The 14,538-nt window shown below is 44.2% G+C and carries 12 protein-coding genes; 6 read left to right on the top strand and 6 right to left on the bottom strand.

Translation table 11 applies throughout. From position 1 onward, the window contains the following. Positions 1–215 precede the first annotated feature (215 nt). A complete protein-coding gene (locus tag QT992_RS08305) occupies positions 216–650 on the top strand; it encodes a hypothetical protein (protein ID WP_333338650.1) in 435 nt (144 codons plus the stop codon). Positions 651–898: 248 nt separating this feature from the next. After that, positions 899–2,449 (top strand): ATP-binding protein, encoded by a 1,551-nt coding sequence (locus QT992_RS08300; RefSeq protein WP_333338652.1) that lies wholly within the window; start codon positions 899–901, stop codon positions 2,447–2,449. Positions 2,450–2,512: 63 nt separating this feature from the next. On the opposite strand, the gene QT992_RS08295 is transcribed toward QT992_RS08300, so the two are convergent. The 5 genes from QT992_RS08295 to QT992_RS08275 form a co-directional block, all read right to left on the bottom strand. After that, entirely contained in the window at positions 2,513–3,679 is a 1,167-nt protein-coding gene (locus QT992_RS08295; RefSeq protein ID WP_333338654.1) for a DUF3322 domain-containing protein, read from the bottom strand. After that, a complete protein-coding gene (locus QT992_RS08290; protein ID WP_333338657.1) occupies positions 3,657–7,028 on the bottom strand; it encodes an SbcC/MukB-like Walker B domain-containing protein in 3,372 nt (1,123 codons plus the stop codon). The genes QT992_RS08295 and QT992_RS08290 overlap by 23 nt, the downstream gene beginning before the upstream one ends. Then, positions 7,006–7,587 carry a DUF4194 domain-containing protein gene (locus tag QT992_RS08285; protein WP_333338660.1) on the bottom strand — a complete coding sequence of 194 codons (582 nt, stop codon included), beginning with the start codon at positions 7,585–7,587 and terminating at the stop codon, positions 7,006–7,008. The genes QT992_RS08290 and QT992_RS08285 overlap by 23 nt, the downstream gene beginning before the upstream one ends. Positions 7,588–7,595: 8 nt before the next feature. After that, the gene (locus tag QT992_RS08280) at positions 7,596–9,044 is read right to left on the bottom strand and encodes a DUF3375 domain-containing protein (RefSeq protein ID WP_333338662.1); all 1,449 of its coding nucleotides are present in this window, start codon (positions 9,042–9,044) and stop codon (positions 7,596–7,598) included. 253 nt (positions 9,045–9,297) lie between these two features. Further along, the gene (locus QT992_RS08275; protein WP_333338665.1) at positions 9,298–9,792 is read right to left on the bottom strand and encodes a GAF domain-containing protein; all 495 of its coding nucleotides are present in this window, start codon (positions 9,790–9,792) and stop codon (positions 9,298–9,300) included. A gap of 139 nt (positions 9,793–9,931) precedes the next feature. Between QT992_RS08275 and QT992_RS08270 the strand changes: the two genes are divergently transcribed. Both QT992_RS08270 and QT992_RS08265 read left to right on the top strand, forming a co-directional pair. Next, complete coding sequence (locus tag QT992_RS08270; RefSeq protein WP_333316160.1) at positions 9,932–10,111, top strand: hypothetical protein; 180 nt, start codon at positions 9,932–9,934, stop codon at positions 10,109–10,111. Between the two features lie 63 nt (positions 10,112–10,174). Next, positions 10,175–11,047 carry an alpha/beta hydrolase gene (locus tag QT992_RS08265; protein WP_333316159.1) on the top strand — a complete coding sequence of 291 codons (873 nt, stop codon included), beginning with the start codon at positions 10,175–10,177 and terminating at the stop codon, positions 11,045–11,047. A gap of 95 nt (positions 11,048–11,142) precedes the next feature. Here QT992_RS08265 and QT992_RS08260 read toward each other — a convergent pair whose 3' ends face one another. Continuing rightward, a complete protein-coding gene (locus tag QT992_RS08260; RefSeq protein WP_333316157.1) occupies positions 11,143–11,295 on the bottom strand; it encodes a hypothetical protein in 153 nt (50 codons plus the stop codon). Positions 11,296–11,468: 173 nt separating this feature from the next. Here QT992_RS08260 and QT992_RS08255 point away from each other — a divergent pair, with 173 nt between their 5' ends. Continuing rightward, positions 11,469–12,761 carry a glycosyltransferase family 39 protein gene (locus QT992_RS08255; protein ID WP_333316155.1) on the top strand — a complete coding sequence of 431 codons (1,293 nt, stop codon included), beginning with the start codon at positions 11,469–11,471 and terminating at the stop codon, positions 12,759–12,761. 33 nt (positions 12,762–12,794) lie between these two features. Next, positions 12,795–14,237 (top strand): hypothetical protein, encoded by a 1,443-nt coding sequence (locus tag QT992_RS08250; RefSeq protein ID WP_333376812.1) that lies wholly within the window; start codon positions 12,795–12,797, stop codon positions 14,235–14,237. Positions 14,238–14,538 lie beyond the last annotated feature (301 nt).

The raw sequence follows: 14,538 nt of genomic DNA, 5'->3' as shown, positions 1-14,538 counted from the left end.
GTGCGTCAGATATTTAAACCTTCAATAATTCTTGAGAAAACTCACCTGACGCACCCTACAATTTAAATACTGCTAAATCCAAAGCATGAAGCGATTTGGCATAATTTAATTGCTGCTGCAAGGGTTCAATTAATTGTTCGGGTAGCATCGTAATTAAGTTAGGATTCTTGAATAGTCGGTAGAGCCTTAATTTTATTTTATCTGAAATTACAGCAATGGCAGATTGGACGACATCTAATAAATATTTAGTTGATTTAGCAAAGTTTTATGAACAGGAAGCTACTAATCCTTCAGTATTTGATGATGAGATGTTTGTTGCGAATGTCAACAAAGCCTTCTGGCCAACGAATTGCTGGTCATTTGTTGAAGCAGCATTTGCAATCATTGCACCAGCTTGCTCTCGCAGACCTCACTTGACCCGATTGCTAATTCGATCGCCAATTGAGGCTATGATTGCAGGTGGTCTCGAAGATTCATCTCGTGTTGTGGCGATGGGAGTTTCTTGTGCCAATGAATCAGATCCATACGTCGAGCCTACAGAAGAAGGAAAAAAATGGCTATTAAATGTGTGGCCTACGTTAGATTCACTAGCTCAAGAAGTGTTTGTAGAAGTTCTGAAAGAGGTTGATGAAGAACTTGAAAGAGATTGATGCTTGTAACTCTTTCCGATATCCTCAGCAATGTTGCAGAAGCCTAACAATCTCAATGCACACCGACTTCCGAGAGATTATCGGCTTATATTTGAGGTTGTCTGTAGCGGGTGATTGAGAACGTTAAGGACTCTGCCGATCGCTCCTCATACCCCACAAGTCGCTACAAACCCCCGCCTCACAAGAGAACGCCATTCCAACCAGCCTACAGTAAACTGAGAGTAACCCCATTTAGCCCCAATTAACCTATGCCACGCTGGTTCAATACCGCAGGCCCAAGCCGCGAAGACATCCACTATCTGCTCCCTGCTACCCGTCGCCTCCCCAACCTAGAACGACTAATTGCTCAGCAGAACTATTTCGTCATTCATGCACCCCGACAAGTTGGTAAAACCACCGCCATGCTAGCTTTAGCAAAAGAACTAACCGATAGCGGAAAATACACCGCCGTCATGGTTTCGGCTGAAGTCGGCGCACCCTTCAGTCAAGACATCGCAGGTGCAGAAGAGGCGATTTTGGCTGCTTGGCGGCGGGCGATTTCCGTCCGACTTCCCCAGGAATTACAGCCTCCTGCTTGGCCTTCGTTGGAATCGGGACAGCGAATCGGCGATGCACTGAGTCTTTGGGCGCAAGCATCCCCTCGTCCTTTGGTAATTTTTATTGATGAAATTGACGCACTGCAAGACCAAGCCTTGATTTCCATCTTGCGCCAACTGCGCGATGCTTATCCCAATCGTCCTAAAGCTTTTCCTCAATCCGTTGGCTTAATCGGTTTGCGAGATGTTCGCGATTACAAAGTCGCTGCGGGTGGTAGCGACAGACTCAATACTTCTAGTCCGTTTAATATTAAAGTGCGATCGCTAACTTTACGCAATTTTAACGCCGAAGAAGTCGCCGAACTCTACGCACAACACACTCAAGATACCGGACAAGTTTTTACACCCGAAGCAACAGCCTTAGCCTTTGAATTGACTCAGGGACAGCCTTGGTTAGTCAATGCGCTAGCCAAGGAAATAGTAGAAGAATTAGTTACTGATGAATCGATCGCAATTACAGCCGACCATATTTTAACAGCTAAAGAAATTATAATTCAACGTCAAGATACGCATTTGGATAGTTTGGCAGAACGACTCCGAGAAAATCGAGTCAAAGCGATTATCGAGCCGATTTTAGCAGGACAAGAACTGCCAGAGTCTTCTAATGACGATCGCCAATACGTCGTAGATTTGGGCTTGCTCAAACGATCTCCGGCTGGGGGTTTAGTCATCGCCAATCCGATTTATCGAGAAGTTTTGCCGCGAGTCTTAGCCCAAGGACCGCAAGATAGTTTACCGATTATCAGTCCGAGTTGGTTGAACTCTCGCGGAGAACTGATGACCGATGCCTTACTCCAAGCTTTTATGGCCTTTTGGTTGCAACATGGCGAACCGTTACTCAAAAGTGCTTCCTATCCCGAAATAGCCCCTCATTTAGTGCTGATGGCGTTTCTGCATCGGGTGATTAATGGCGGGGGAACTTTGGAACGGGAATATGCGATCGGGCGCGATCGCATGGATCTATGTTTGCGCTACGGTGAGGTAACATTGGGTATTGAACTGAAGGTTTGGCGGACTAAAAAAGCCGATCCTCTCAGTAAAGGTTTGGAACAGTTAGATGGATATCTGGCTAGATTGGGACAGGATTCTGGTTGGTTGGTCATTTTCGATCGCCGCGAGAATACACCAGAAATCGAAGAACGGTTGAAAACTGAAATTCATACGAGTCCAATGGGGCGATCGGTTACAGTTATTCGAGCGTGAAGTTCTGTGTAAAAGTTGCTTGGGATTAGGTGCGATCGCGATCGATTGATTATCGATCTTTAATCAAGGATTTTGCTGCATTAAATTATGTAAAATTCCGTTGACGTAATCTTGAGCGATCCGTTCTTGTTCCAAACGTTTTTGATGAAGCGCAAGATGAGTATAGAGAGTTTCTTCTTCCGAATTCAGATTAGGTAAAATTTCCGCGATCGCCCCTCCGACAGAAACTGCAAATTCCTGAAACATTTCAAATGTTGCCAGATCCATCATAATGGAAATTGTTTGAGGGAAATATGTTCGCAATTGAGATAGAATTTTAAATCCATCAACATCTAAATCACCCCAATAGAAAATATGGTATCGTGATAGCCAGCTAACCGTTTTTAAAATTTGAACTCCATAGCCCCTACCAAATATTGCCAAACTATTTTCTAAAGTAGGTAGATTTAGAAAGTTCGTCAAGTTTTCAGTAATGATGCAGCGATGCGTTACTAAATTTAGCTGCTGAAATTCAGAGAGAGGAATGCTGAGATCGGCAGCACTAAAATTATATTTAGCTTTTAATGCTGGATCGAGAAATTTAAATCGAATGAGAGTATCGCCATATTTAAGAGAAAAACGTTTTTCAAACGTATATTCTTTCTCTCCTTCTACGGATACAAGTTGTTCGATAGGAAGGAGGGCTTCTAAAAGAGTGCGAATAATTCCTTTGTTCTGCTCAATAAATTTTGTATGAACCTGAATAGGCAGTTCTCGAACATAAAGGTTGGGTTGCGGATTTTGTTGAAAGTATTGGCAAACTTTAAGTAAGTCATGCCAGCGATCGCCATACTTAATTACTTTCAAAGGATTTTGGCAAATCCAGGTGTTCAGTGCGGGAACTTCTGCCCGAATCAATGCTAAATTTGCTTTGAATTGGGCGACTTCTTTTTCCTTATTAATGAGTTTGAGATAGTCCTGTTCTGTGTCAATACTAATCCGCTTCGGTAAAGATTGCACGCCATAATTTTTAGTTTTTTTGGTTTCCAATTCAAGGGAATAGCCATAGCCTATAGACTGTTTTGATTTGTTAATTAATTGAGTAACAGCATCGCGAAGAGCAATATAATCTTTGGGGCGAGAACCAACTGGTAATTCACGCGGAAAAAAGTTCTCTCCCGCAGCGATCGCACTCAAGAAAGAAGCATACATCTGTTCGGATTTTTGTTTAATTAGATCGGGATCGAGCATCGCGGTTTTGATTGAGAACAGTTTGACGATTTTGACGGAATTCTTCGATCGACATAGAGGTAATGCTAGAGCAGTCTCCTTCAGGTGTATTAGTAACAAAATGCAGGCTGGAAATATAAGGTTCTATGACATTGATTTTGTCTTTTGGAGTAACAACTAGAAGTTGCAGGTTCAGATTTTTGAAGAGTTCCATCGCGTAACGAGCATTACTATCATCTGATTTACTAAATGCTTCGTCTATCACCACAAACCTGAAAGACTTATGTTTTGCAGTGTCTTGGTGCAAACCAAATTGATAGGCGATCGCGGATGCTAGAATTGTATAAGCTAACTTGACTTTTTGCCCGCCAGATTTTCCAGATGAGTCAGTATGGTGTTCTTTCTCGCTATTATCGCAGCCATAGCGTTCGCTCGCGGAAAAGTCTAGCCAGTTGCGAACATCAGTGACTAAATTCGTCCATCTTTCTTCAGATTTGAATCTTTCAATCAGGAGAGTTCGGATATTTTGAAATCGCTCTTCATTATCTTCAGCACTTTGTCGTGCCGCATCACCCAGGCACACCTTTAGATCGTTTCTAAAGTCTTTAATTTCTTCATTGCGAGTCTTGTCGCAGCACAGTTTAATATAAGTTGAATCTGTGTAGTTAATTTGGTGCAGAGATTCATTTAGTTCGTCAATGGCTTGCTGGATGTCTTCTTCTTGCTTGTCTAGGGAAGTTTTAAACATTGAAATGTCAAGGATGATTTTCTCGTCCATTAAGCGCTTGAATTCTTTTTCGTACCGAGGTAAATCGTCATGTTCGATTTGGAGCTTGAGCTTCAGATATTCATCCAAGTAATCGAGGGACGATCCTAATTCTAAAACAGTTTCAGGAAAAGCATTCTTAAAGTTCAGCATCTGCATGGTGAGCGAGCTTCGAGAACTATCCTGTTGTCGTTCTTTTTGACGGAGTTCGTCTTGTAAGAAATCGCGCAGGTTTGTTTCATCTCGATCGATGGTTTCCAATGTCAGGCTATATTGCCTGAGTTTAGCTGTCATGCGCTTTTGAAAGTCTTCTATATCCGAAGTGGTAAACAATTGCACTTTTATCTCGCACTCATTCTGTTGTTTTAGGGCGTTGCTTTGCCGATCTTCAAGCCTTTGAATTTCTCGAATCGATCCATCTCGCTCTCGATCGGCTTGAATAATTTCCTCTTTAGTTGTCTGAAGCTGTGTTTCTAGTTGCTTAAGCCGATCGGAACTAGCTTGTAACTCCTGCAATTGTTTCTGGAAATCGAGGCATTCTAGATCTTTCGATCGCCAATCAATTTCAGCAAAATCAGCAAAATTCATGAAATCTTGCAGCCGAGAAGCTTGCTGCGAGCGTTGATGGCGCTGCTTTTCGAGAAACTGGATTTGTTTGTTAATTTCGTTAAGATCGTGATTAATTTGTTTTAAGTCTGTCTCTAAAGCTTGAATTTTACTAGCGTTGCTCCAACCTAAAATATATTGACTGCGATCGCCCACTTTAGAGCGATCGTCCTTTTCATGTCGTTCTCCACCTTGTTTGGTTAACCCCGTCCGCATAATAGCAACAGTTTCTCGTTGAAATTGTGCTTCTGTGTCGCAACAAACATAGTTAAAATTTCGTACTAATCGATCTTTCAACCAGTGATAAAATGTTTGATTATCGCCTTTAATTTCCAATTTAGAGGGGACTTGCTGCGGATTGAGAGCGCGTTGCGTTGGATTGGGAGCAATTGAAGTAACGCGATAATAAACTAACTTTCCGCCTAAATGAGTGCGGTTTACATAAGCATTCACGGCTGGATAATGAGCTTCAGGAACTAGAATACTTAAGCCAAAAGGTCGAAGCAAGCGTTCGATCGCCCCTTCCCATTCCCGCGCGTCTTCGTGTACTTGAAGTAGTTCTCCGATAAAAGGCAGATCGGTATCGTTCAGATTGAGACTGCGGGCAAGCCCATCGCGGATATCGAGATTGCTTTTAGGAATTTGGCTGCGGCGTTTGCGAAGAGATTTTAATTCATCATCTAGTTGAGTCTGTTCTTTTTGCAGGTCGGAATACAGCAGCTTTTGCTTGTCTCGTTGTGCTTCTAAGGTTTGTAAGGCAGCCTCAATTTCTTGTTTTAATCCTTCTCCTTTTGTTCGGGATGAATAGAAGGTATTGCGCTCGCTATATTCGGGAAGATTTAATAGTTTAGCACAGCTATCGTAGCGATCGGTCTGCTTCTTCTTATTGTTAACTTCCTTCTGGCATTGTTCAATTTCTCGCTTGAGTTCCTGTATCCGCTGCCCCACACTGTCTTGTTTAATAGCAAAATCCAGGTTTCTTTCTTGTTGGCGCAAGTTTTCTAAAAGACTCTCGTTTTCGGTACGCTGATGTCGTGTTTGAGTTAGCTGTCGATCGATTATCTGTAGTTCTCTTGTTAACAAGTTCATTTTTTTACTCGCAAAAAATGATGGCAAAATAGCTTGGTATTGCTTGATATCTGCCACTTTATTTTGCAACGATTGAAACTTTTCTGCTTCTTCTGTCAGAGGTTTTAATGCTTCTAACTGCTGTCCCGCTTTTTGAATCTTCGCGTGAGATTCAGTGAGATCTTTATAGCTTTTCTGCAACTCCCCGATTTTGGTTTGCACGTCGGTTTTTTCCAGCATATGATTGCGAACAAAGTCGTTCAAGCCACCAATTTCTTTAATGCTGACCGTTTGATTAAACAAATCCAAAGCTTTTTCAGATTGCAAACCGAGGCGCTTGCGAAATTGCTGGCTGTATTTGATAAACTCATCAAATGTTTCAGCCCCCATCGCTTTCAACTGCTTTTTCAAATCTGAAGTGCGCGTGCAGTTAAAATGAGCGGCGATCGACAATTCGGCATCCGCAACGACAAAAAACTTTCGCACCGATCCCTCTTCCATCCATAACACCTGCGCCAGCGTCACTTCTTGCTGGCTGGCGCGATCGCTAAAATATGCCAGCAGAACCGAAAGAGTCCCTTTTTCTCGAAGGAATTTAGCTTTTGAACCGTGCTTTTCCTCTGCACGAGTCCGACTGTACGCTCCCTGCACGTAGCTTTTTTCATCCCGCTCTTTCTTGCCAGAGGTGCTGGAAGCCTGATTGTAATTGCGGCGTTTGTTGGGAACCAGTAACGTTAGCAAACCATCGATTAAAGTCGATTTTCCCGAACCGTTTGCCCCAGTTAATAAGGCAATTCCCCCTTGCAAATCGACCGTCCAAGGGCGTCGGTCGAAGGTTCCCCAATTGAGCGCTTCAAAGCGTTGCAGGCGAAATCCTGCTAGGGCATTGGGGGAATTATCGATCGGTTCAAAAGGTAGGAGTATTTGCATAAGCTTCTAGCTTTTCCTTCAAAATTTCCAGCATATCGGCATCAATTTTGGCTTTGAGGATAGAGCGCACTTCATAGTTCTCATCCTCTCCAGACAGGCGCTTGAGAAATCCTAATTCTACCGCCTGTTTTACCAGTCCCTCCACATCCCGCCGAAATGTGTCCTCATTATTTCCTTCCGGTAGGTAGGGCTGTAACAAATCTCGCACTTTTTCAATACTCAAAACGAGCTTCCCAGTTGCATCGCTGGCATCGAACTGTCGCAATTCCTCCCGCAATAAAACACAAAAAACTGTAACTTTAAAACTCAATTTACGGCGAATAGTTAGGCGAGGTAGGGGTTCAGTACGATCGTCCGGGTCGGGGTCTGGTTGTTCCAGGTAAGCAAATCCTTCGGTTTCGTAATTTTGAACCTGCAAGCCAATTTTGCTAAAATATTCCTTAATTGGAGTCAGGTAACTTTGCAACGGCCCCCAATGCGGGTCATCGCTATATATCGCTCCTTGCAGGAGTTTGAGTACAACGGGCGCATAGGGTTGCGGGGACTTTGGTTGAATCATTTAAGCGGTCAGCGGCGGAAGATGATTTGTGGAAGAGTGAGTTGGAGTTGTTTTTCTGAATCCAGGCTGGGGATTGTAATTGAATCAATTATATCAGGATTGATGGAATGGCGATCGGATCGATCGGCAATTGCCAGATAAGCGACAATTTCGGCCAATCCCTGAGTTACTGGATAGAGTTGAATTAAATCTGCGAGGGTAATGCTTGAACGGTGTTCTAGTGTTTGAGCAATCTGCTGTGCCAATAAGTCTTCATCTACGTAAAATTGCTGATAAAGTTCAGCGATTTCCTCATTTTGGGTGAGATATGGTAAGTTAGTGAAATCCAGAGAAAATGTGGGTACTTGTGATTCGGCCAGCGGATGTAGCGGGCGTTCCATCGCTAGATAAACGGCGGGTTCTCCTTCTAAATTCCAGAAATCCGGTTCTGTCGGAGCATTATTTGCCAGTTGTAAAGCAAGGCGCTGTACTTCAGCAATCAATTCGGCAACTCGCCTATTTTCTTGAAGATTTCGTTCGTCCAACATCTGGCGCAATTTTTCAGCCAATTGGTGATTGGATTGCACGATATGTTCCGCAGCATCCAATAAACTCCTCTCGATCCGCCGCAGCAGTTGATAGTCCTGAGTTAATGCTTGCAATTCTTCTAGCTGATAAACTGTTTGAATCATGGATTTCAATTCCTGCCGCTTGCTATCTGACATCATAAAATTCCAGAAAGCGTAGAAACTTCGTCCTTGATCTGATTCTTTCAATTCTCGATCGGCATCCAACACTCGGCCAATCGCTGTTCCTTTACGGCTATCTTTCTCAAACTGTGCCTCTTGAACTTTACGAGTGAGATTGCGAAAGTTTTGTTCGATGTCTCTAAAATCACTAATTAATTGGCGGCTGACTCTATCTGCTAACAGAAATCGTTCTTGTAATTGTGTGGAGTTGTAACGATCGAGCTCTCCAGTCTGACGGATTCGATCGATTTCTTGCTGAAGGATATCGCGATCTCTTTCTAATTGAGCGAGTCGCGTTTCCACGTCAGTCGTGCTGCGGTCTTGAATTTCTTTTAACAAAGAGAAGATTTGCAGGAAGCGAGATTCTGTACCTACAAACTCATCCGGTTTTTGTAGCTCTTCTAACCAAGCGATCGCTTTCTCAGCCGCTGGAGTTAGAGTAAAGACTGCATCGTCACCACTATCAAAGGTTTTTCTTAAAAGCCGATCGTCACACCACTCGCTGAGATACTCTTTGGGCGATCGGGGGTAAGCTTCTGGATAAATATCCTGCAAAAATTCTAGATAGTCGCTCAACTTGGTTTCTAAATCTATTTGAGCCACTGAAATTTTTTGAGTTACCTTAAATTGTTTGTAGAAAAAACTTATAATTAAAGCTGCATTTTGGCTGCGTAACAGCTTGAGAGCAGCAGAAGTTTTTAATTCATGTTTAATTTGTTCGTATTCCATATTTATTAAAGCAGGACGATCGCGCAAGTTTCATCGGGACTGAAAAGTTGCAACTTTTCATCTATATTTTAGTATGACTTACGCATAGGGCGGGCACGGGGACACCGCCCCTACAGAAACCGGGTTTTTGGAGAAAATACTTCTTGCAGCCGGCAGATTCGCTCAATAACCCGGTTTCTAGGCGTCCTAGCGCATCTAGGACTGTTTTGAATCGATATCCTAACTGTCACAAAGCGCAAGGCGGCAGTCAAGATTAACTCTCTTGAATTGTGGGAGACATTGCCATATTTTGTGCTTGTTGCTGCATGAATTCAATGTCCGATCGCAACCAAGTGCGGGGCCCGCTGCACTGATGAGCAATTAACAGCCCCCACAGTCTTTTGTTCGTTAAAATTGGCACGACTAAATTGGCGCGAACTTTCAGGCTACGCAGAAAATCTCGGTGGCATGGGTTAATTGGTTCTACTTCAATATCTGCAATTGCTCTAACTCTGCCGGCTTCGTACAAAGCAGCGTATTCGTCGTTAAAACACTCGTCGGGCCCCGTTGAACCCAAGATTGAGAGTTCGATCGCACTCAACATCTCGTAAGTCACTCGACCTTGCCACTGTCTGTAAAAATAGTACAGTACGGCGCGATCGCTCTGCAAAACTTCTCGAATGTCGTAGAGAGATTTTTCAACTAATACATCGCGCTTTAGACGATCAGTCAAGCGGTTAACAATGTTTTGCAGCCGATCGCCCGACATAGTATTAACTCCTTTAATTCCTAGTACACTCGCCCTATCTTAATTCTTGAACTTGCACCTTCACAACACCTCAAATTCTTGCGCTTCTGGATTTGCGCGCGATCGAAAATGAGTAATTTTTGGCTTAACAGTTGTCTGGATGCCAGCAACATTATACTATTATTTTGACAGAGATAGCAATCTTTGTGGGAAACGGGCGAGCGACTTTTTTTATGAACCGCTTTCGCGAAGAACCACAGGCGGGACGCCTGTTCCACAAAGGAAGAGAAGAGAAGAGGAAGAGTTTACAGGTGCTGGGAGAATTGCTACATATGCCTAAAGTTGGTTCCTCTTAAAGAGAGTAACTGCTAGGCTATCTCGATAGCTAGAGGAAGCATCAAATATGTCTGTGCTAGAAGCTGCTTGGAAACACGAATTTATCGCTACGAACGGCATTAAACTGCACTATGTCACTCAAGGTTCTGGGCCGCTGATGCTCATGCTGCACGGATTTCCTGAATTTTGGTATTCTTGGCGACATCAAATCCCGGAATTTGCATCAGATTATAAAGTCGTCGCTGTAGATCTCAGGGGTTACAACGACAGCGACAAACCTCACGATCGATCGGCTTACGTGATGGCAGAGTTTGTGCAAGATGTCAAGGGCATTATTCAGGGTTTGGGATACGAAAGTTGCGTCTTAGTTGGTCACGACTGGGGAGGCGCGATCGCCTGGAATTTTGCTTATGCTTATCCCCAAATGGTGGATAAATTAATTGTGATGAATCTACCCCATCCGGCCAAGTTTGCTGAAGGGCTACGCACTCCCCAACAATTGTTGAAAAGTTGGTACATCTTTTTGTTTCAGTTGCCAGTTTTGCCGGAGTTGTTAATTCAGTTGGGCGACTATCAGGCAATTTCGGCTGCTTTGGAAGGTATGGCAGTTGACAAAAGCACCTTTAGCCCCTCAGATATGGAAGCTTACAAAGATGCGGCTGCCAAACGGGGCGCTCTGACTGCTACTATCAATTATTACCGCAATATACCTGGCGGATTTCTCGATCGCCAGAATTGGAGCGTGCTGCAAGTTCCGACGCTGATGATTTGGGGAGAAAATGATGCCGCCTTCGACAAAGAGTTAACCTATGGAACCGCAGATTATGTGCGGGATTTTCAGATTCATTACATTCCTAATTGCAGCCACTGGGTACAGCAGGAACAGCCGCAGTTAGTGAATCGGTACATGAGAGATTTTTTGGCAAGTAAGTTCATTTAATATCATATCCAGTTTGATCGGAATGCTACTGAGCCTGCGAGTAGGACGATCGCGATTCACTCAAAAAATTATTATTCCCATGCCAGCAGAGATATTCACCGACTGCTGATTCCCTCCGTAGTGCGCCCGCTCATTTCGCTGGGGTGAATGCGGTAACTTGCAATTACCTTTGCACGCCCCAGCGAGTCAATCCAGGTGCGATTGATGGCGGGCGAAAGTTTCGGGTTGTGTTCTTTGACCAATTCCATCGCGCGATGTCTTCCTGCTGCGTAAGGCGTTCTGCTCGCCCGTTCACATTAAATATAATCCGTGGTAAAAAACATCAATTCTCGCAAAAGATGGAAGGTGAAATGATATAATTTTTGACATTCCCAACCTAAAAAATTGGGAGCGGCAAATCAAATCTTCGCACTCAGTTTTTATGACACCAGACATCTTGGCAGCGCAGCAGCAAAGAAATCACCGCATAATTGTCTCGGCCCTCATTTGTCTGACGCTGCTGGGACTGGCATTGCGCCTTTATTTGGCGTGGCGCACCAACCAAACTCTCCCCGATACCCCCGCCCGTCTCAGAGGCGACGAACCGGGCTATGAACGTTTCGCATACGATCTGCTGAACGGTTATTTTTTTCAGAGGCCAGGCAGGACGCCTGTGTATCCCTTTTTTATAGCTGGATGCTATGCAATTTTTGGTCGTTCTCCCGCATCTGTAGTCTACGTACAAGCTTTTTTGGGGGCGACAATCATACCGCTAACTTTTATCCTGGCACGGCGTTTTACTGGCCCTCAAAGTTCCTTAGTAGCGGCTGGATTAGTTGCGATCAATCCCTCCCTCATTCATCATGTCAGGCTGCTGCAAACAGAGGTTTTATACACGCCTTTAATACTTTTAACAGTGCTGGGCCTGTTGCGGGCATTGGAACAGCCGCAGTGGCAAAATTTTTCATTAGCAGGTGCGCTGTTGGCAATTACAAATCTTTGTCGGCCGACAGGGATGTTGCTTCCAGCAATTGTGCCACTATTGATGCCGCGTCAATGGCATTTTAAGCGCAAGATTGCTTTGTTTCTTGCTTATTTGGGCGCAATTATCATCATTACTGCACCTTGGACTTACCATAATTATCGAACGCACAAAACTTTTTTGATTTACAGCGTTTCTACGGCGCTGCTGTGGCAAGGAAGTCCAGAGTTTTATCATTTGGCTTATGAAAAACTGCCAAAACGCCATATTGTTCAAATTTGGCAAGAAGAACTCAATCCGGCTCGGAATGGGGGACACAATGCTTTTACAATTGAGGGCGATCGCTATTTTACCAAACGGGCGATCGCTTCAATCCTCCGCGAGCCTGCTGTCTATCTCTGGTATTGTTTGCAAAAGGCAGTTTTTTTCTGGTTGGGGAACCCTATAAGTGACTGGCCTTATCAGGATCTGTTTAATGTGAAGGCAATGCGGCTATTCTTTTCGCCGCCACGGATAGTCGGTATTTTAGCTGCGCGAAATTTGCCTGTATTTGCTGCTTTGGGCATGATAGTTGTGCGGCATCGCTGGCGGGAGTTTTTGCCGCTGTTGGCAGTCTGTGCCTATTTTACTGTGATTCATGCGCTCACTTTTACAGAAGTTCGGCACAGCGAGCCGCTGCACCCGATTTTGGCGGTCGTAATTGCTACGGCGGCGGGAGAACTTCAGCGTCGCTTGAAGTTAATTAGTCAGTAGGTATTAGGCAGTTTGTCATGAGTTATTAACCCAGTGTTATCAAAAACAATTATTCGGAATTTTACCATCGCCATTTTAATGGCTCTTGGCATAGGGTTGTTCATCGGAATGACAAGTTTTGCTCAAAACATCGAAACAATTAAAATTTCCGGTACTGCTGCGGGTGTCAGCACTCGCTACATTGGTGCAGTCGAGGGCAATATCAATTTCGACATCAAAGATTTGCAAGATTTGGGAATTAATACATACCGCATTTACGGGGGTATGTCTCGATGGGAATCTGAAGATGATGATGGTAAATACGGTTGGCCATCTATTGATGAAATTAAGACAAATCCCAATATAATTAATTGGGCACATTGGGATCAGATTATGACTAATCCGCCCCAGGGTAGCGATTATTGGTGGTCGGGACGACCAGGTAGGGTTTGGCAAGGCAATGCCAGGACTATTTTTAATAGTCTCAAACAAGCAAATATTCGCCCGGTTGTGAGTATTCGGAATGTTGATAATAACTGGAATCCGAGTTGGGCGCTGCAACTGAATCCGCCGCGCACAGGAGAAGATTGGAACGAGTGGTGGGAACACGTTTTTGCTACGGTTTATTGGCTGAATGTTCGCAATGATTACCGCGTTGATGATTGGGAAATTCACAACGAACCGGACAATCGCGATCAGGGTTGGGGCGGGACTAGGGCTGACTATTTTGAATTGGTTAAGGTGGCAAAAGATGCGATCGACTTTGTTTATAAAACTTATTTGCCTTCGCGCACTTACCGCATCCACGGCCCGAAAACCATAGGCGGCAGCAATTGGCCGGCTAGTGCTTTGCAGGAAATACCGAATTATTTCGATACAGTCAATATCCACAACTACGATGCAGATATTTCTAACTACATCCGCAAAGTGCGCGGCTGGATGAACGGTACTGTCCGCGCTAACTCGCAGCTTTGGGTAGGAGAATGGGGAACTTACAACATGAGCTACGGCGATTTATCTTTAGCTTTAAATTTGATTAAGAATTTGATTCGAGGTTCTCAACCGGGGGATAATTATATTGACGGCAGTCACATATTCTGTTTGTACGACTGGGGCAAGCCCGCAGGGGCGGAAGGTTTGCTAGGGGACGGGGGAAAACGACGCGCGGGCTACTATGCTTTGCGGATGGGAATTAGGGCTTTGCAGGGCGGGAAAGCTACCTTTTTTCCTATCACTAACAGTTTGGATTTAATGGCAGTTGCAACTCTTGATGCTAGCAAGAATGTTTACTTGCTGGTTGTCAATGACCGAGCAACATCTTACACTGTTAAGGCTGATATTTCGGAGCTGATAAAAACTGGTAATGGCACGCTGCAGGAGTTCAGTTCTAAAACAATGGATGAGGTTGTTGGTAGCTTAAGGCTCAAGGGCGGCAATGCAAGTTTTGCAGTGGCGGGGAACAGCGCTATTCTCATCAAGTTCGATCGCCAGAATTGAAGCTCAAATCCTCTGGGTCATAATTGGGATAAGATAGAATTAGTTATGCTCAGAATTATTTATTTTCTGCCTGTTTGGCCCTGGAGCCCTGGAACCCTTGAACCCTCGAACCCCTAATTGCACAGTTGCCATATCTAAGTCGTCCTGTTGTGATTCCCCTCCTGTCGCTGGTAAATTGGTAGCGTGCAGGTATCTTGCCTCAAACAGAATGCGAGCGAGAGTTCGGTTGAGGGCGAGAAAGTAGGGTGCAGTCTAGACAATCGCAGAAATTCTTGCTCGTAAACCCGCAGCAGTTAGACTA

Source organism: Microcoleus sp. T3_D1 (genome assembly GCF_036700405.1).
Classification (GTDB): Bacteria; Cyanobacteriota; Cyanobacteriia; order Cyanobacteriales; family Microcoleaceae; genus Microcoleus.
The sequence above is the reverse complement of the archived record's forward strand: the minus strand, read 5'-3'. Positions and strand labels throughout refer to the sequence as shown.

Bases quoted from the DNA above. Each gene is read 5' to 3' on its own strand.
- QT992_RS08295 (WP_333338654.1), bottom strand. From the start codon at position 3,679: ATGCTCGATCCCGATCTAATTAAACAAAAATCCGAACAGATGTATGCT.
- QT992_RS08290 (WP_333338657.1), bottom strand. From the start codon at position 7,028: ATGCAAATACTCCTACCTTTTGAACCGATCGATAATTCCCCCAATGCC.
- QT992_RS08265 (WP_333316159.1), top strand. From the start codon at position 10,175: ATGTCTGTGCTAGAAGCTGCTTGGAAACACGAATTTATCGCTACGAAC.
- QT992_RS08275 (WP_333338665.1), bottom strand. From the start codon at position 9,792: ATGTCGGGCGATCGGCTGCAAAACATTGTTAACCGCTTGACTGATCGT.
- QT992_RS08255 (WP_333316155.1), top strand. From the start codon at position 11,469: ATGACACCAGACATCTTGGCAGCGCAGCAGCAAAGAAATCACCGCATA.
- QT992_RS08305 (WP_333338650.1), top strand. From the start codon at position 216: ATGGCAGATTGGACGACATCTAATAAATATTTAGTTGATTTAGCAAAG.
- QT992_RS08285 (WP_333338660.1), bottom strand. From the start codon at position 7,587: ATGATTCAACCAAAGTCCCCGCAACCCTATGCGCCCGTTGTACTCAAA.
- QT992_RS08260 (WP_333316157.1), bottom strand. From the start codon at position 11,295: ATGGAATTGGTCAAAGAACACAACCCGAAACTTTCGCCCGCCATCAAT.
- QT992_RS08300 (WP_333338652.1), top strand. From the start codon at position 899: ATGCCACGCTGGTTCAATACCGCAGGCCCAAGCCGCGAAGACATCCAC.
- QT992_RS08270 (WP_333316160.1), top strand. From the start codon at position 9,932: ATGCCAGCAACATTATACTATTATTTTGACAGAGATAGCAATCTTTGT.
- QT992_RS08280 (WP_333338662.1), bottom strand. From the start codon at position 9,044: ATGGAATACGAACAAATTAAACATGAATTAAAAACTTCTGCTGCTCTC.